Here is a 17084-nt window from a genome sequence, read left to right as displayed (position 1 = left end):
GCCGGCGGTGACGGGAACCGGCACGGCGCGCGCACTCGATCCGGAGCGCGGCACGCTCGACAAGGCCGCCGGCGAGAACTTCCCGGTGGCTCCCTTCTTCCTGCCCCGCGCCTGGCGCACCGACCTCATGGCCGTCTACGGCTTCGCCCGCCTGGTCGACGACATCGGCGACGGCGACCTGGCCCCCGGCGGCGCCGACGCCCGCCTGCTCGGGCTGTCCCCGGAGGAAGCCGAGGACCGGCTGGTCCTGCTGGACGCCTTCGAGGCCGACCTGCGCCGGGTCTTCGACTCGACGCCGCGCCACCCCCTGCTGCGCCGTCTCCAGCCGACCGTGCGCCGCCGCTCGCTGACCCCCGAGCCGTTCCTCGGCCTGATCGCCGCCAACCGCCAGGACCAGCTCGTCGGCCGCTACGAGACCTACGAGGACCTGCTCGCGTACTGCGAGCTGTCCGCCAACCCCGTCGGCCGTCTCGTCCTCGCCGTCACGGGCGCCTCGACGCCCGAGCGCGTCCGCCGCTCCGACATGATCTGCACGGCCCTCCAGATCGTCGAGCACCTCCAGGACGTGGCCGAGGACCTCGCCCGCGACCGGGTGTACCTGCCCGCGGCCGACATGAAGCGCTTCCACGTCCAGGAAGCCGATCTCGCCGCCGGGTCGGCCGGGGCGTCGGTCCGCGCGCTTATCGCGTACGAAGCGCAAAGGGCCCGGGATCTGCTGAATGAAGGCGCCCCTTTGGTGGGTAGCGTCCACGGCAGGCTGAAGCTGCTGCTCGCAGGGTTCGTGGCGGGGGGAAGGGCGGCCCTCCACGCGATCGCCGCCGCCGAATTCGACGTACTTCCCGGTCCGCCCAAGCCCGGCAAGGTCCGGTTGCTGCGTGAGGCGGGCGTGACTCTGCGAGGAGAGGGGTGATCCGGACCGTGGAGCCGGAACCGCACGCGTCCCCACCGGTACTCGCCGCCTACAGCTACTGCGAGGCCGTCACCGGGCGGCAGGCCCGTAACTTCGCCTACGGCATCCGGCTGCTGCCGACGCCGCAGCGCCGTGCGATGTCGGCGTTGTACGCGTTCTCGCGGCGGGTCGACGACATCGGCGACGGCGCTCTCGCCGACGACGTCAAGGTGGCCCGGCTGGAGGAGACCCGGTCGCTGCTCACCCGGATCCGCCGGGACGAGGTCGACGAGGACGACACCGACCCGGTCGCCGTCGCCCTCTCGCACGCGGCCGGGCACTTCCCGATCCCGCTCGGCGGCCTGGACGAACTGATCGACGGCGTCCAGATGGACGTGCGCGGTGAGACGTACGAGACCTGGGACGACCTGAAGGTCTACTGCCGCTGCGTGGCGGGGGCGATCGGGCGACTCTCGCTCGGCGTGTTCGGCACGGAACCCGGGGCGCGCGGCGTCGACCGCGCGCCGGAGTATGCGGACACACTCGGTCTCGCGCTCCAGTTGACCAACATCCTCAGAGACGTCCGCGAGGACGCCGTGGGCGGCCGGACCTATCTGCCCGCCGACGACCTCGCCAAGTTCGGCTGCTCGGCCGGCTTCAGCGGGACACGGCCACCGGAGGGCTCCGACTTCGCGGGCCTCGTGCACTTCGAAGTGCGACGGGCCCGCGCTCTGTTCGCCGAGGGCTACCGGCTGCTGCCCATGCTCGACCGGCGCAGCGGCGCCTGCGTCGCCGCCATGGCCGGCATCTACCGCCGTCTCCTCGACCGCATCGAACGCGACCCGGAGGCCGTGCTGCGCGGCCGGGTCTCCCTGCCCGGCCGGGAGAAGGCCTACGTCGCCGTGCGCGGCCTGTCCGGCCTCGACGCCCGGCACGTGAGCCGACGGACCGTCAGGAGGCGTGCGTGACGGCCCGGCCGCCTGACGGACGGAGTGCGGTGCGGTGCACAGCGCCGCGCGCCGCGCAGGCCTGCCGTGACACCGAGCCGGCGCGCACCCCCGTGCTTCTACGCGAGCGGGCCGCGGTCGCCGGCGGACGGCCGGGCCGCCCCACTCGCACCATCTCCCCGGCCGGGCACGGCCACGACGCCCCTCCCGGACACACCGTGGCGGACCACCGGCGAGCAACCCTCCGGCCCGGCGTCGCGTCCCTGACACAGACGGCCGGCCGTGCACCGTTCGAGCACCGGGACCCGGCCGCAGGGGAGGGTGCGCGATGACCCACGGCACACGGTCCAGGGGACCGGTCACACCGGGGCGGCACGCCGTCGTGGTGGGCGGCGGGCTCGCCGGTGTCACCACCGCGCTCGCGCTCGCCGACGCCGGGGTACGCGTCACCCTGCTGGAGGGCAGGCCGCGGCTCGGCGGTCTCGCCTTCTCCTTCCGGCGCGGTGACCTCACCGTCGACAACGGCCAGCACGTCTACCTGCGTTGCTGCACCGCCTACCGCTGGTTCCTGGACCGCATCGAGGGCGCGGCGCTCGCCCCGCTCCAGGACCGGCTCGACGTACCCGTGGTGGACCTCGCCCGGCCCGAGGGACGCCGGCTGGGCAGGCTGCGGCGGGACGCCCTGCCCGTGCCGCTGCACCTGGGGCGCAGCCTCGCCACCTACCCTCACCTGTCGCTCGCCGACCGGGCCAAGGTCGGCCGGGCGGCGCTCGCGCTCAAGGGACTCGACCTCACCGACCCGGCGCTGGACACGCAGGACTTCGGCAGCTGGCTCGCCGCGCACGGCCAGTCGGCGCGTGCCGTCGAGGCCCTGTGGGACCTGGTCGGGATCGCGACCCTCAACGCGGTCGCCTCGGACGCCTCCCTGGCACTCGCCGCGATGGTGTTCAAGACCGGTCTGCTGTCCGAGCCCGGCGCGGCCGACATCGGCTGGGCCCGCGTCCCGCTGGGCGATCTGCACGACCGGCTGGCCCGCACGGCCCTCGACTCCGCGGGCGTGCGCACCGAGGTCCGCACCCGCGTCACCTCCGTCTCCCCGCACGGGGACGGGCGGTGGAGCGTCGAGGTCCCCGGCGAGACGCTGGAGGCCGACGCGGTGGTTCTCGCCGTACCCCAGCGCGAGGCGCACGCCCTGCTGCCGGCGGGCGCCCTCGACGCACCCGAGCGGCTCCTGGAGATCGGCACCGCGCCGATCCTCAACGTCCATGTGGTGTACGACCGCAAGGTCCTCGCACGGCCGTTCTTCGCCGCCCTGGGCAGCCCCGTGCAGTGGGTCTTCGACCGCACCGACGCCTCCGGGCTGCGCCAGGGCCAGTACCTCGCCCTGTCGCAGTCGGTCGCGCAGGACGAGATCGACGTGCCCGTGGCCGTGCTGCGCGAGCGGTACCTGCCCGAGCTGGAGCGGCTGCTGCCGCCGGCCCGCGGCGCCGAAGTGAAGGACTTCTTCGTCACCAGGGAGCGCACCGCGACGTTCGCTCCCACCCCCGGCGTCGGGCGCCTCAGGCCCGGCGCCCGCACCAAGGCATCCGGCCTCTACCTGGCCGGAGCGTGGACCGCCACCGGGTGGCCCGCGACCATGGAGAGTGCGGTCCGCAGTGGTGTGAGCGCGGCGGACGCCGTGCTGGGCGCCCTGGGCCGGCCCCGTCCGCAGCACCTCTTCGCCTTCGAGGAGGCGGCATGATGCCTGCTCAGGCCGAAGCGGCAGACGGCCCCCGCACCCCCGGTACCGCGACAAGAGGAGAGACTGTGCCCACTGTGCCCCCGGCCTCGAAGACTGCCGAGGCGGTGGACGTGACCGCGCTGCTGGAGCGCGGCCGAACCCTGGCCACACCGGTACTGCGGGCGGCGATCGACCGCCTGGCACCTCCCATGGACACTGTTGCCGCCTACCACTTCGGCTGGATCGACGCCCAGGGCAGGCCCGCGGAGGGAGACGGCGGCAAGGCCGTGCGCCCCGCCCTCGCGGTCATGTCCGCCGAGGTGATGTCCGCCGCCCCCGAGACCGGCGTCCCCGGCGCCGTCGCCGTGGAACTCGTCCACAACTTCTCCCTCCTGCACGACGACCTCATGGACGGCGACGAACAGCGCCGTCACCGCGACACCGTCTGGAAGGTGCACGGCCCCGCCCAGGCCATCCTGGTCGGGGACGCCCTGTTCGCCCTCGCCAACGAGGTGCTCCTCGAACTCGGCACCGTCGAGGCCGGCCGCGCCACCCGCCGTCTGACCACCGCCAGCCGCGCCCTGATCGACGGCCAGGCCCAGGACATCTCCTACGAGCACCGCGACCGCGTCAGCGTGGAGGAGTGCCTGGAGATGGAGGGCAACAAGACCGGCGCCCTGCTCGCCTGCGCCAGCTCCATCGGCGCGGTGCTCGGCGGCGCCGACGACCGCACCGCCGACACCCTGGAGAAGTACGGCTACCACCTGGGTCTGGCCTTCCAGGCGGTCGACGACCTGCTCGGCATCTGGGGCGACCCGGTCTCCACCGGCAAGCAGACCTGGAGCGACCTGCGCCAGCGCAAGAAGTCCCTGCCGGTCGTGGCCGCCCTCGCCGCGGGCGGCTCCGCCTCCGAGCGGCTCGGCGAGATCCTCGCGGCCGACGCCAAGAGCAGCGACGTGGAGAACTTCTCGGAGGAGGAGTTCGCGGCCCGCGCCGCCCTCATCGAAGAGGCCGGCGGCCGCGAGTGGACCGCCGACGAGGCACGCCGTCAGCACACCATCGCCATCGAAGCCCTCGACTCCGTCGACATGCCCGACCGGGTGCGGGAGCAGTTCACGGCGCTCGCGGACTTCGTCGTCGTACGAAAGAGATGATCACTATCGGCCGAATAACCCTCGCGTAGTCGCCGGCCGGTGCCGCGAGCCAGCACGGAGCACCGGCCGACGGCGGACCCACAGCAGCTGCACACCTTGCACCACTGCACGAAGGGGAAGCCATGACAGCGACGACCGACGGAAGCACCGGGGCCCTGTCACCCCGGGCCGCCGCGGCCAGCGACACCGACACCGACATCCCCGCGGCGGCCGGGGTACCGCAAGCCGCCGCCCGCGCCGCCCGGCGCGCCACCGACCACCTGCTCTCCCGCCAGGACGCCCAGGGCTGGTGGAAGGGCGACCTCGAGACCAACGTCACGATGGACGCCGAGGACCTGCTGCTCCGTCAGTTCCTCGGCATCCGCGACGAGAAGACCACCCGGGCCGCCGCCCTCTTCATCCGCGGCGAGCAGGGCGAGGACGGCACGTGGGCCACCTTCTACGGCGGGCCGAGCGAACTGTCCGCCACCATCGAGGCGTACGTCGCCCTGCGCCTGGCCGGTGACGCGCCCGACGCCCCGCACATGGCGAAGGCCTCCGCCTGGATCCGCGCGCAGGGCGGCATCGCCGCCGCCCGGGTCTTCACCCGGATCTGGCTGGCCCTGTTCGGCTGGTGGAAGTGGGAGGACCTGCCCGAACTCCCGCCGGAGCTCGTGTTCCTCCCGAAGTGGGTGCCGCTCAACATCTACGACTTCGGTTGCTGGGCGCGGCAGACCATCGTCCCGCTGACGATCGTCTCCGCGAAGCGGCCGGTACGCCCCGCGCCCTTCCCGCTCGACGAGCTGCACACCGACCCCGCCGATCCGAACCCGGCCAAGCCCCTCGCCCCGCCGTTCAGTTGGGACGGGGCCTTCCAGCGGATGGACAAGGGCCTGCACGCCCTGCGGAAGGTCGCCCCGCGCGCACTGCGCAGAGCCGCCATGAACAGCGCCGCCCGCTGGATCATCGAACGGCAGGAGAACGACGGCTGCTGGGGCGGCATCCAGCCCCCGGCCGTGTACTCGATCATCGCCCTGCACCTGCTCGGCTACGACCTGGAACACCCCGTGATGCGCGAGGGACTCGCGTCCCTGGACCGGTTCGCCGTGTGGCGCGAGGACGGGGCCCGGATGATCGAGGCCTGCCAGTCGCCGGTGTGGGACACCTGCCTGGCCGCCATCGCCCTCGTCGACGCCGGACTGCCCGCCGATCACCCGCAGTTGGTGAAGGCGGCCGACTGGATGCTGGGCGAGGAGATCGTCCGGCCCGGTGACTGGTCCGTGAAGCGGCCCCAACTGCCGCCCGGGGGATGGGCGTTCGAGTTCCACAACGACAACTACCCCGACATCGACGACACCGCCGAGGTGATCCTGGCCCTGCGCCGGATCGCCCATCACGACCCGGAGCGGGTCGACGGGGCCATCGGGCGCGGTGTCCGCTGGACCCTCGGCATGCAGTCGAAGAACGGCGCCTGGGCCGCCTTCGACGTCGACAACACCAGCCCCTTCCCGAACCGGCTGCCGTTCTGCGACTTCGGCGAGGTCATCGACCCGCCCTCCGCCGACGTCACCGCGCACGTCGTGGAGATGCTGGCCGTCGAGGGCCTCGCGCACGACCCGCGCACCCGTCGCGGCATCGAGTGGCTGCTCGCCGAGCAGGAGCCGGACGGCTCGTGGTTCGGGCGCTGGGGCGTCAACTACGTGTACGGCACCGGGTCCGTGGTGCCCGCCCTGACCGCCGCCGGCATCCCCGCCGCGCACCCGGCGATCCGGCGGGCCGTGGCCTGGCTGGAGTCGGTCCAGAACGACGACGGCGGCTGGGGCGAGGACCTGCGCTCCTACAAGTACGTCAGGCGATGGAGCGGCCGGGGCGCCTCGACCGCCTCGCAGACGGCATGGGCGCTGATGGCCCTGCTCGCCGCGGGGGAACGGGACTCCAAGGCCGTCGAACGCGGGGTCGAGTGGCTCGCCGCGACGCAGCGGGAGGACGGCTCCTGGGACGAGCCGTACTTCACGGGGACGGGCTTCCCGTGGGACTTCTCGATCAACTACCACCTTTACCGGCAGGTGTTCCCGCTCACCGCGCTCGGCAGGTATCTGCACGGGGAGCCGTTCGCCGAAAGGCTCCACGGGGGCGGGAAGGCCGGTGAGCTCCGGGGCCGCGGAGAGGCGGAACACCGTCCGGGGAGCGCACGGGCCGGACAGCCGCGGGGCGCCGGCAAGGCCGCCGGGCTTCCGGGGAGCGGGGAAGGCGAGCCGCTCGCCGGGGCCAAGGGGAGCGGATGAGCGCACAGCCCGCCCCCGCCCCGCTGCTGATCGCCTGCGCGCTCGGCATCGAGCAGTTCGCCCTGCGCGCGGGCGGCCGGGGCGGGGCCGACGGGCCGGTCACGGTGCTGCGGACGGGCATGGGGCCGGCGGCGGCCGAGCGGGCCGTCACGCGCGTGCTCGCCGACCCGGCCCTGCGCGACGCGGCCGTGCTGGCCACCGGCTTCTGCGCCGGGCTCGCGCCGGGCATGCACCCCGGTGATCTGGTCGTCGCCGAGGAGACCCGCGACCCGCACGGCACGACGCCTTGCGTCGGAACCGAACTGCTGGTCGAGGAGCTGGCCCGCGCGCTGCCCGGCCGGACCGTGCACACCGGGCCGCTGACCGGCTCCGACCACGTCGTACGCGGCCCCGAGCGGACCGCCCTGCGCGCCACCGGCGCGATCGCGGTCGACATGGAGTCCGCCGTCACGCTCCTGAGCGCCGTGCGTGCGGGCGAGCGCCCGGTTGCGGCCGTCCGGGTGGTCGTGGACGCTCCTGAACATGAACTCGTCCGGATCGGCACGGTGCGCGGTGGAATATCGGCTTTCCGTGTTCTTCGTTCCGTCCTTCCCGCTTTTTTCGAATGGCACCGTTCCTTGCTGCTCCCCAGGAGGTGAGCCAGATGGCCATGCCGCTCCGACAGTCCATCAAGGTCGCTACATACTTGGCCGAACAGAAAATCCGCCGTCGCGACAAGTTCCCGCTGATCGTCGAGCTGGAGCCGCTGTTCGCCTGCAACCTCAAGTGCGAGGGCTGCGGCAAGATCCAGCATCCGGCCGGGGTGCTCAAACAGCGGATGCCGGTCGCCCAGGCCGTGGGCGCCGTCATGGAGTCCGGCGCCCCGATGGTGTCCATCGCCGGCGGCGAGCCGCTGATGCACCCGCAGATCGACGAGATCGTGCGTCAGCTCGTGGCCAAGCGCAAATACGTCTTCCTCTGCACCAACGCCATGCTGCTGCGCAAGAAGATGGACAAGTTCACGCCGTCGCCCTACTTCGCCTTCGCGGTGCACATCGACGGACTGCGTGAGCGCCACGACGAGTCGGTGGCCAAGGAGGGCGTGTTCGACGAGGCCGTGGAGGCGATCAAGGAGGCCAAGCGGCGCGGCTTCCGCGTCACCACCAACTCGACCTTCTTCAACACCGACACCCCGCAGACCATCATCGAGGTGCTGAACTTCCTCAACGACGACCTCGAGGTCGACGAGATGATGATCTCGCCCGCCTACGCCTACGAGAAGGCCCCCGACCAGGAGCACTTCCTCGGCGTCGAGCAGACCCGCGAGCTGTTCAAGAAGGCCTTCGCGGGCGGCAACCGGCGGCGCTGGCGGCTCAACCACTCCCCGCTCTTCCTGGACTTCCTGGAGGGCAAGGTCGACTTCCCCTGCACGGCGTGGGCGATCCCGAACTACTCGCTCTTCGGCTGGCAGCGCCCCTGCTACCTGATGAGCGACGGGTACGTGCCGACGTACCGGGAGCTCGTCGAGGACACCGACTGGGACAAGTACGGCCGCGGCAAGGACCCGCGCTGCGCCAACTGCATGGCGCACTGCGGCTACGAGCCCACCGCCGTCCTCGCCACCATGGGGTCGCTGAAGGAGTCCCTGCGCGCCATGCGCGAGACGGTCTCCGGGAACCGGGAGTGAGGTCATGACCGCTGTCCCGCTGGGTGTCCCCGAGGTGCCGGTCCGGCCGGTCGCGCGGCGGCGCGTCTCGCGCCGGATCCAGGTCGGTCCGGTGACGGTCGGGGGCGGGGCCCCGGTGTCGGTGCAGTCGATGACGACGACCCGCACGTCGGACATCGGCGCCACCTTGCAGCAGATCGCGGAGCTGACCGCGTCCGGCTGCCAGATCGTCCGGGTCGCCTGCCCCACGCAGGACGACGCGGACGCGCTGGCGACCATCGCCCGCAAGTCGCAGATCCCGGTGATCGCGGACATCCACTTCCAGCCCAAGTACGTGTTCGCCGCGATCGAGGCGGGCTGCGCGGCCGTCCGCGTCAACCCCGGCAACATCAAGCAGTTCGACGACCGGGTCAAGGAGATCGCCCGGGCGGCGAAGGACCACGGCACCCCTATCCGCATCGGTGTCAACGCGGGGTCGCTGGACCGGCGGCTGCTCCAGAAGTACGGCAAGGCCACCCCGGAGGCCCTGGTCGAGTCGGCCCTGTGGGAGGCGTCCCTGTTCGAGGAGCACGGCTTCCGCGACATCAAGATCTCCGTCAAGCACAACGACCCGGTCGTGATGATCGAGGCCTACCGGCAGCTTGCCGAGCAGTGCGACTACCCGCTGCACCTGGGCGTGACGGAGGCGGGCCCGGCCTTCCAGGGCACGATCAAGTCGGCGGTGGCGTTCGGGGCGCTCCTCTCCCAGGGCATCGGCGACACGATCCGGGTGTCGCTGAGCGCGCCGCCCGCCGAGGAGGTCAAGGTCGGCATCCAGATCCTCCGGTCCCTCGGGCTCAAGGAACGCCGGCTGGAGATCGTCTCGTGCCCGTCCTGCGGTCGTGCCCAGGTCGACGTCTACAAGCTGGCCGAGGAGGTCACGGCGGGTCTGGACGGCATGGAGGTGCCGCTGCGGGTCGCCGTCATGGGGTGCGTGGTCAACGGCCCCGGTGAGGCACGGGAGGCCGATCTGGGGGTCGCCTCCGGCAACGGCAAGGGGCAGATCTTCGTCAAGGGCGAGGTCGTCAAGACCGTCCCCGAGTCCAGGATCGTCGAGACGCTGATCGAAGAGGCGATGAAGATCGCCGAGCAGATGGAGCAGGACGGCGTGGGGCCGGGGGAACCCGCCGTCACCGTGAGCTGAGCAGCACGCAATGCGAAGGGGGCCCGAGCGTGACGATTCTGGAGAGCATCCGGGGACCACGTGACCTGAAGGCGCTGTCCGAGACGGAACTGGGGGAACTGTCCGAAGAGATCCGGGAGTTCCTGGTGCACGCGGTCGCCAGGACCGGGGGCCATCTGGGACCCAACCTGGGCGTGGTGGAGCTGACCGTCGCCCTGCACCGGGTCTTCGAGTCGCCGGCCGACCGCATCCTGTGGGACACCGGCCATCAGAGCTACGTCCACAAACTGCTGACCGGGCGCCAGGACTTCTCCAAGCTGCGCGGCAAGGGCGGCCTGTCGGGCTACCCCTCACGCGCGGAGTCCGAGCACGACGTCATCGAGAACAGCCACGCCTCCACGGCGCTCGGCTGGGCCGACGGGCTCGCCAAGGCCCGCCAGGTGCGGGGGGAGGAGGGCCACGTCGTCGCGGTCATCGGCGACGGCGCCCTCACCGGCGGCATGGCCTGGGAGGCCCTGAACAACATCGCCGCCGCCAAGGACCGGCCGCTGATCATCGTCGTCAACGACAACGAACGCTCCTACGCCCCCACCATCGGCGGCCTCGCCAACCACCTCGCCACGCTGCGCACGACCGACGGCTACGAGCGGGTCCTGGCCTGGGGCAAGGACCTGCTCCAGGGCACGCCCCTGGTCGGCAACACCCTCTACGAGGCCCTGCACGGCGCCAAGAAGGGCTTCAAGGACGCGTTCGCCCCGCAGGGGCTCTTCGAAGACCTGGGCCTCAAGTACGTCGGCCCGATCGACGGGCACGACATCGGGGCCGTGGAGTCCGCGCTGCGGCGCGCGAAACGCTTCCACGGGCCGGTCCTCGTGCACTGCCTCACGGAGAAGGGCCGCGGCTACGAGCCCGCCCTCGCCCACGAGGAGGACCACTTCCACACCGTCGGCGTCATGGACCCGCTGACCTGCGCACCGCTGTCCCCGGCGGGCGGCCCCTCCTGGACCTCCGTGTTCGGCGAGGAGATCGTGCGGATCGGCGAGGAACGCGACGACGTGGTGGCGATCACCGCCGCCATGCTGCACCCGGTCGGCCTCGGCGCCTTCGCCGAGCGGTTCCCGGACCGGGTGTGGGACGTCGGCATCGCAGAGCAGCACGCGGCCGTGTCGGCGGCGGGACTGGCGACGGGCGGCCTGCACCCGGTCGTCGCCGTCTACGCCACCTTCCTCAACCGCGCCTTCGACCAGCTCCTCATGGACGTGGCCCTGCACCGCTGCGGGGCGACCTTCGTCCTGGACCGGGCCGGTGTCACCGGTGTCGACGGGGCCTCCCACAACGGCATGTGGGACCTGTCCGTCCTTCAGGTCGTGCCCGGTCTGCGGATCGCCGCGCCCCGGGACGCCGACCAGCTGCGCGCCCAGCTGCGCGAGGCCGTCGCCGTCGACGACGCGCCGACCCTGGTCCGCTTCCCCAAGGAGTCGGTGGGGCCACGGATCCCCGCGATCGACCGGGTGGGTGGACTGGACGTCCTGCACCGTGCCTCGAAGCCGCGGGTTCTCCTGGTGGCCGTCGGCGTGATGGCGCCGGTCTGCCTCCAGGCCGCCGAGCTGCTCGAGGCGCGCGGCATCGGCTGCACCGTCGTCGACCCCCGCTGGGTCAAGCCCGTCGACCCGGCGCTGCCCGGTCTCGCCGCCGAGCACCGCCTGGTCGCCGTCGTCGAGGACAACAGCCGCGCCGCCGGGGTCGGATCGGCCGTGGCGCTCGCCCTGGGCGACGCCGAAGTCGACGTACCGGTACGGCGGTTCGGCATCCCCGAGCAGTTCCTCGCGCACGGCAAGCGCGCCGAGGTGCTCGCCGACATCGGCCTGACACCCGTCGAGATCGCCGGACGGATCAGCGCGAGCCTGACCGTCAAGGAAGAGCTGTCCAAGGAGCCACAGGAATGACAACCGCCGAGTCCGCGCCGGAGTCGTCGCAGGCCGGGGAGTTCGACCTCGGCAGGCTGCTGGCCGAGCGCGGAGCCGAGCGCTACGAGCTGCACACCCGGTACCTCAACCACCAGCTCCCGCGCATGCTGCACACCATCGGCTTCGACAAGGTCTACGAGCGCGCCGAGGGCGCCTACTTCTGGGACGAGGACGGCAACGACTACCTGGACATGCTCGCCGGGTTCGGGGTGATGGGGCTGGGCCGCCACCACCCCGTGGTCCGCAAGGCGCTGCACGACGTCATGGACGCCTCCCTCGCCGACCTCACCCGCTTCGACTGCCAGCCACTGCCCGGGCTGCTGGCCGAGAAGCTGCTCGCGCACAGCCCGCACCTGGACCGGGTGTTCTTCGGCAACAGCGGCACCGAGGCGGTCGAAGGGGCGCTGAAGTTCGCCCGGTTCGTCACCGGCAGGCCCAGGGTCCTGTACTGCGTGCACGCCTTCCACGGACTGACCACCGGCTCCCTGTCCGTGAACGGCGAGTCCGCCTTCCGCGACGGCTTCGCCCCGCTGCTGCCCGACACGGCCGTCCCGCTCGGCGACCTCGACGCGCTGGAGAAGGAGCTGAAGAAGGGCGACGTCGCCGCCCTGATCGTGGAGCCGATCCAGGGCAAGGGCGTGCTGGAGGGCCCGCCCGGCTGGATGCGGGCCGCGCAGGACCTGCTGCACCGGCACAAGGCCCTGCTCATCGCCGACGAGGTGCAGACGGGCCTCGGCCGCACCGGCGACTTCTACGGCTACCAGCACGAGGACGGTGTGGAGCCCGACCTGGTGTGCGTCGCCAAGGCGCTCTCGGGCGGTTACGTGCCCGTCGGCGCCACCATCGGCAAGGACTGGATCTTCAAGAAGGTCTACTCGTCCATGGACCGGGTGCTGGTCCACTCGGCGAGCTTCGGGTCCAACGCCCAGGCCATGGCGGCGGGGCTCGCGGTGCTGTCGGTCATGGAGAACGAGCAGATCGTCGCGAACGTCCGGGCCACCGGGGAACAGCTCCGCTCCCGGCTCGCGGCGCTGACGGACCGGTACGAGATGCTCGCCGATGTGCGCGGCCGGGGGCTGATGATCGGCATCGAGTTCGGCCGGCCGAAGTCGCTGAAACTGCGCAGCCGCTGGACCATGCTCCAGGCCGCGCGCAAGGGACTCTTCGCGCAGATGGTCGTGGTGCCGCTGCTCCAGAAGCACCGGATCCTCACCCAGGTCTCCGGCGACCACATGGAAGTGATCAAGCTGATCCCGCCGCTGATCGTCGGCGAGCGGGAGGTGGACCGGTTCGTCGACGCCTTCACGGCCGTGATGGACGACGCGCACGACGGCGGACTGGTGTGGGACTTCGGCAAGACTCTCGTCAAGCAGGCGGTCGCCAACCGCTGACACCGAAGCTTTTTGCCTGAGAGGCAAGAAATTTGCCGCTGAGGCAAAGCTTCGGCTGAATGGAGGCATGAGCTCCTCCGAGACCGAGCGGCCCCACGGGGCCGGCTCTCCGGGCGAACCGGCGGCCGAAGCGCTGCCCGCCGTCGCCCCCCAGCTGCGGGCCCTGAGGCGCCGGGCCTCACTCACCCTGGAGGCCGCGGCCCGCTCCGCCGGGCTGTCGCCGGCCCACCTCTCCCGACTGGAGACCGGGCAGCGCCAGCCCTCGCTGCCGATGCTGCTGGCCCTCGCCCGCATCTACGGTACGACGGTCTCCGAACTGCTCGGCGAGACGGTCGCCGAACGGGACTCCGTCATCCGCGCGGCCGACATGGAACCGACCGCGGCGGGCGGCTGGACGTACTGGCAGGCCGGTGCCCCCGGCCGCGGGATGCAGGCCCTGCGGGTCCACGTGCCCCACGGATCCCAGGGCGACGTCGTGCGCGTCCACCCCGGTGAGGAATGGCTGCACGTGCTGCGCGGCCGGCTGCGGCTGCGCCTCGGGGACACCACCCACCGGCTGGCGGCCGGCGACAGCGCCCACTTCGACTCGCTCACCCCGCACCGGATCGCCGCCGAGGACCACGACGGCGTCGACCTGCTCTTCGTCCACACCCTGTTGCAGAGCCCCACGGCCGCCCTGTGCCTGGGCCCCACCTCTGGAGACGCGTCATGAGCGACATGGAGGAGAAGTTCCCCCGCGCCCTGTGGGTGAGGCTGTTCGTCTACCTCATCGCCGGCCACATCTTCGCCGCGTTCGTGTACCTGCTGTTCGAGGTCGGGGCGAAGTAGCCCCGGGCCGGGCGGCGCCTCAGTCGAGGAGCCGCTCGCGCAGCCGCTCCCGGATCTCCGGGGTGAGGCTCAGCCCCTTCTCCAGATAGGCCTCGACACCGCCCCAGGTCTCCTCGATGGTGTCGAAGGCCGCCGTCAGGTACTCGGCGCGCGCGTCGAAGAGGGGGCTGAGCAGCTCCATGACCTCCGGGGAGTAGGCCGAGGCGGCGGAGCTGCTGCGGTGCACCTTGTAGCGGCGGTGCTTGGCGTTCGACTTCAGGTAGTCGTCGACGATCGCCTCGCGCTCCACGCCCACCGCCAGCAGCGTCACCGCGACGGACAGACCCGCGCGGTCCTTGCCGGCCGCGCAGTGCATCAGCGCGGGCACGCTGTCCTGCGCGAGCGCGTGCAGCACCTGCGCGTGCTCGCCCGTGCGCTCCTTGATGATCATGCGGTACGAGGCGATCATCCGGTCCGCGCCCTTGCCGTCCGCGAGGATCGCGCGCAGCTGCTCCAGGTCGCCGTCGCGCACCATCTTCCAGAACTCGGCGCCGTCGGCCGGGTCGCTCAGCGGCAGGTTCACATTGCGCACGCCGGGCAGCTCGACGTCCGGCCCCTCGAGCTTCTGGTCGGCGGCGTTGCGGAAGTCGAAGATCGTGTGCAGGCCCAGAGTGGCCAGGAAGGCGGCGTCCTCCCCGGTCGCGTGGGCGAGATGGCCGCTGCGGAACAGCACGCCCTGCCGCACCCGCCGGCCGTCCACGGTCGGAAGGCCGCCCAGATCACGGAAGTTGCGCACTCCGGCCAGCTCGGGCTCGGTCGACGGGACCTGCTGTGTCACGAGGGCTCCTCCCCTTCGGCGCCGCCGGCGCGGCTCGTCGACGGGCGTCACTCGACGATACGACATGCCTGCCTGGGGCAATGAGTTGTCCACAAGCGTTGCCCGGAGCCCCCGCGGCACTCGATGATGTTGCCGCCTGGTCGCCTCTGGTCGGGCTTGTTCGAATCTGTGAGGCCATGATGCTGGACACTTCCGAAGACGGTCGTACATGGGTACTCTCCGGGCCGGCCAGCAGCTATGCCGTCCATGTCACCGACCGGGACGAGCTGCTGCACCTGCACTGGGGCCCCAGGATCGGCCTCGCCGACGCCGAGGCCCTCACCGTGCGGCCGCTGCCCGAGTACTGGCCCTTCGAGTCCCCGCTCGACGGACGGGAGGAGTACCCGGTCGAGGGCGGCCCCCGTTTCGTGCGCCCCGCCCTGTCCGTGCGCACGGCCGGGCGCCGCGGCACCGAGTGGACCTTCGACGGACACGACACCCAGGACGACGAGCTGAGACTCCGGTTCCGCGACGACGGCCTGACCGTGACGCTGCACTACCGGATGCGTGCCTCGACGGACGTCGTCGAGCGCTGGGTGACCCTGGACAACCGGGGACCGGCACTGGAGCTGCTGCGCGCCGACTCCGCGACCTGGACGCTGCCCGACCGTGACGCCTGGCGGCTCTCCCAGCTGCACGGCCGATGGGGTGCCGAGTCCCGGCTGACGCGCTCGGCCCTCACCCACGGCGAGAAGGTCATCGGCAGCCGCCGCGGCCACACCTCCCACCAGCACCTGCCCTGGGTCGCCCTCGACACCGACGCCACCGAGGAGCACGGCGAGGTGTACGGCTGCGCCCTCGGCTGGTCCGGCTCCTGGCGGATCGCCGTGGCCCAGCTCCCCGACGCGCGCGTGCAGATCACCGGCGGCGCCGGCTACGACGACTCGGGCCTGCTGACGCTGGACGCGGGTGAGTCGTACACCACCCCCGTCTTCGCCGGCCTCTGGAGCGACGGTGGTTTCGGCGGGGCGAGCCGGGCCTGGCACGCCTACCAGCGCGCCTATGTGATCCCGGACGCCGGGCAGGACCGGCCGGTGCTGTTCAACTCCTGGGAGGCCACCGAGTTCGACATCTCCGAGGAGCAGCAGCGGGCGCTCGCCGAGCGGGCCGCCGCCATGGGCGTCGAGCTGTTCGTGGTCGACGACGGCTGGTTCGGGGCGCGCACCAGTGACCGGGCCGGGCTCGGCGACTGGACTCCCAACCCCGACCGCTTCCCGGGCGGGCTGAAGCCGCTCGCCGATCATGTGCGCGGACTCGGCATGCGGTTCGGCATCTGGGTCGAGCCCGAGATGGTCAACCCGGACAGCGATCTGTACCGCGCGCACCCCGACTGGGTGCAGTACCAAACAGGGCGAAAGCGGACGGAGTTCCGCAATCAGCTCGTCCTCAACCTCGCGCGAGAGGATGTCCGGGAGTACCTGTGGGAGCAGCTCGACGGGCTCCTCTCCAGCGCGCCGATCGACTACGTGAAGTGGGACTTCAACCGCTGCTTCACCGATGCCGGCTGGCCCGACGACCCCTACCCGCAGCGGCTGTGGGTCGACCACGTGCGCGGCCTGTACGCCCTGCTGGACCGGCTGCGGGCCGCCCACCCGGGTGTGGCCTTCGAGTCCTGCTCGGGTGGCGGCGGCCGGATCGACCTCGGCGTGCTGGGCCGCACGGACCAGGTGTGGACCTCCGACAACACCGACCCCCTGGACCGGCTCGCCATCCAGCACGGCTTCAGCCAGATCCATCCGCCCCGGGTCATGGCCGCCTGGGTCACCGACAGTCCGAACGCCATGCTCAACCACCGGGCCAGCTCGCTGCGGTTCCGGTTCGTCAGTGCCATGGCCGGGGTGCTCGGGGTCGGCGGCGACCTCACGAAGTGGACGGCCGAGGAGCTGGCCGAGGCGGCGGAGTGGGTCGGGCTCTACAAGGAGATCCGGCCCGTGGTGCAACGCGGCGACCTGTACCGGCTGCGCCCCCCGGAGGGCGGACTGAGCGCCGTGCAGTACGTCCTCGGCGAGGAGACCGTCGTGCTCGCCTGGCTCCAGGCGCAGCGCTACGGCGAGCCCGTCCCGGCACTCCGGCTGCGCGGCCTCGATCCGGCAGCGGAGTACGAATGCCTCGAAACGGGCGAAGTTCACCGAGGTGCCCTGCTGCTCCATCACGGACTCCGGGTCGGCCTGGGCGGGGATCTCGACGCCACCGTCGTCCGCCTTAAGCGGAAGTAGCCCTTCTGTCCGAATAGGGCGCTTAGGTAGTTAAGGGGATAACGT

At 71.9% G+C, this 17084-nt stretch carries 15 protein-coding genes; 14 read left to right on the top strand and 1 reads right to left on the bottom strand.

Going from position 1 to position 17084, the window contains the following annotated elements:
• The first annotated feature begins 7 nt into the window (after positions 1 to 7).
• The 13 genes from hpnC (at position 8) to AB0I06_RS02055 (ending at position 13967) form a co-directional block, all read left to right on the top strand.
• Positions 8 to 910 carry a squalene synthase HpnC gene (gene hpnC / locus AB0I06_RS02115; RefSeq protein ID WP_363116790.1) on the top strand — a complete coding sequence of 301 codons (903 nt, stop codon included), beginning with the start codon at positions 8 to 10 and terminating at the stop codon, positions 908 to 910.
• Positions 907 to 1857 (top strand): presqualene diphosphate synthase HpnD, encoded by a 951-nt coding sequence (gene hpnD / locus AB0I06_RS02110; protein WP_363116789.1) that lies wholly within the window; start codon positions 907 to 909, stop codon positions 1855 to 1857. Before hpnC ends, hpnD begins: the two co-directional genes overlap by 4 nt.
• Positions 1854 to 2168 (top strand): DUF6380 family protein, encoded by a 315-nt coding sequence (locus tag AB0I06_RS02105; protein ID WP_363116788.1) that lies wholly within the window; start codon positions 1854 to 1856, stop codon positions 2166 to 2168. The genes hpnD and AB0I06_RS02105 overlap by 4 nt, the downstream gene beginning before the upstream one ends.
• Positions 2165 to 3577 (top strand): hydroxysqualene dehydroxylase HpnE, encoded by a 1413-nt coding sequence (gene hpnE, locus AB0I06_RS02100; RefSeq protein ID WP_363116787.1) that lies wholly within the window; start codon positions 2165 to 2167, stop codon positions 3575 to 3577. The genes AB0I06_RS02105 and hpnE overlap by 4 nt, the downstream gene beginning before the upstream one ends.
• Before the next feature lie 65 nt (positions 3578 to 3642).
• The gene (locus AB0I06_RS02095) at positions 3643 to 4710 is read left to right on the top strand and encodes a polyprenyl synthetase family protein (RefSeq protein WP_363116786.1); all 1068 of its coding nucleotides are present in this window, start codon (positions 3643 to 3645) and stop codon (positions 4708 to 4710) included.
• A 122-nt stretch (positions 4711 to 4832) separates the two neighbouring features.
• Positions 4833 to 6974, top strand: coding sequence for a squalene--hopene cyclase (gene shc / locus AB0I06_RS02090; protein ID WP_363116785.1), 2142 nt, complete (start codon positions 4833 to 4835; stop codon positions 6972 to 6974).
• Positions 6971 to 7612 (top strand): 1-hydroxy-2-methyl-2-butenyl 4-diphosphate reductase, encoded by a 642-nt coding sequence (locus AB0I06_RS02085; protein WP_363116784.1) that lies wholly within the window; start codon positions 6971 to 6973, stop codon positions 7610 to 7612. The genes shc and AB0I06_RS02085 overlap by 4 nt, the downstream gene beginning before the upstream one ends.
• Positions 7613 to 7617: 5 nt before the next feature.
• Positions 7618 to 8640: an adenosyl-hopene transferase HpnH gene (gene hpnH / locus AB0I06_RS02080; RefSeq protein WP_363116783.1), complete on the top strand. Its 1023-nt coding sequence runs from the start codon at positions 7618 to 7620 to the stop codon at positions 8638 to 8640.
• A 4-nt stretch (positions 8641 to 8644) separates the two neighbouring features.
• On the top strand, positions 8645 to 9802 hold the full coding sequence (gene ispG, locus AB0I06_RS02075) for a flavodoxin-dependent (E)-4-hydroxy-3-methylbut-2-enyl-diphosphate synthase (RefSeq protein WP_363116782.1): 1158 nt from the start codon (positions 8645 to 8647) through the stop codon (positions 9800 to 9802).
• A 29-nt stretch (positions 9803 to 9831) separates the two neighbouring features.
• Positions 9832 to 11727: a 1-deoxy-D-xylulose-5-phosphate synthase gene (gene dxs, locus AB0I06_RS02070; RefSeq protein WP_363116781.1), complete on the top strand. Its 1896-nt coding sequence runs from the start codon at positions 9832 to 9834 to the stop codon at positions 11725 to 11727.
• Positions 11724 to 13139, top strand: a complete 1416-nt coding sequence (locus AB0I06_RS02065) for an aspartate aminotransferase family protein (protein WP_363116780.1) — start codon at positions 11724 to 11726, stop codon at positions 13137 to 13139. The genes dxs and AB0I06_RS02065 overlap by 4 nt, the downstream gene beginning before the upstream one ends.
• A gap of 67 nt (positions 13140 to 13206) precedes the next feature.
• On the top strand, positions 13207 to 13851 hold the full coding sequence (locus tag AB0I06_RS02060; RefSeq protein WP_363116779.1) for an XRE family transcriptional regulator: 645 nt from the start codon (positions 13207 to 13209) through the stop codon (positions 13849 to 13851).
• A complete protein-coding gene (locus AB0I06_RS02055; protein ID WP_361300521.1) occupies positions 13848 to 13967 on the top strand; it encodes a DUF6126 family protein in 120 nt (39 codons plus the stop codon). Before AB0I06_RS02060 ends, AB0I06_RS02055 begins: the two co-directional genes overlap by 4 nt.
• Before the next feature lie 19 nt (positions 13968 to 13986).
• On the opposite strand, the gene AB0I06_RS02050 is transcribed toward AB0I06_RS02055, so the two are convergent.
• A complete protein-coding gene (locus tag AB0I06_RS02050; protein WP_363116778.1) occupies positions 13987 to 14784 on the bottom strand; it encodes a tyrosine-protein phosphatase in 798 nt (265 codons plus the stop codon).
• 179 nt (positions 14785 to 14963) lie between these two features.
• Between AB0I06_RS02050 and AB0I06_RS02045 the strand changes: the two genes are divergently transcribed.
• Positions 14964 to 17039, top strand: a complete 2076-nt coding sequence (locus AB0I06_RS02045; RefSeq protein ID WP_363117018.1) for an alpha-galactosidase — start codon at positions 14964 to 14966, stop codon at positions 17037 to 17039.
• Positions 17040 to 17084: the final 45 nt, after the last annotated feature.

The sequence above is a fragment of the Streptomyces sp. NPDC050674 genome (assembly GCF_040654575.1).
GTDB lineage: Bacteria > Actinomycetota > Actinomycetes > Streptomycetales > Streptomycetaceae > Streptomyces.
This window is presented reverse-complemented; position numbering and strand designations above follow the sequence as displayed.

What these genes read in the sequence shown, in the direction of transcription:
- hpnE (WP_363116787.1), top strand. Translation starts at nt 2,165, where the DNA reads ATGACCCACGGCACACGGTCCAGGGGACCGGTCACACCGGGGCGGCAC.
- shc (WP_363116785.1), top strand. Translation starts at nt 4,833, where the DNA reads ATGACAGCGACGACCGACGGAAGCACCGGGGCCCTGTCACCCCGGGCC.
- AB0I06_RS02085 (WP_363116784.1), top strand. Translation starts at nt 6,971, where the DNA reads ATGAGCGCACAGCCCGCCCCCGCCCCGCTGCTGATCGCCTGCGCGCTC.
- hpnH (WP_363116783.1), top strand. Translation starts at nt 7,618, where the DNA reads ATGGCCATGCCGCTCCGACAGTCCATCAAGGTCGCTACATACTTGGCC.
- ispG (WP_363116782.1), top strand. Translation starts at nt 8,645, where the DNA reads ATGACCGCTGTCCCGCTGGGTGTCCCCGAGGTGCCGGTCCGGCCGGTC.
- AB0I06_RS02065 (WP_363116780.1), top strand. Translation starts at nt 11,724, where the DNA reads ATGACAACCGCCGAGTCCGCGCCGGAGTCGTCGCAGGCCGGGGAGTTC.
- AB0I06_RS02060 (WP_363116779.1), top strand. Translation starts at nt 13,207, where the DNA reads ATGAGCTCCTCCGAGACCGAGCGGCCCCACGGGGCCGGCTCTCCGGGC.
- AB0I06_RS02055 (WP_361300521.1), top strand. Translation starts at nt 13,848, where the DNA reads ATGAGCGACATGGAGGAGAAGTTCCCCCGCGCCCTGTGGGTGAGGCTG.
- AB0I06_RS02045 (WP_363117018.1), top strand. Translation starts at nt 14,964, where the DNA reads ATGCTGGACACTTCCGAAGACGGTCGTACATGGGTACTCTCCGGGCCG.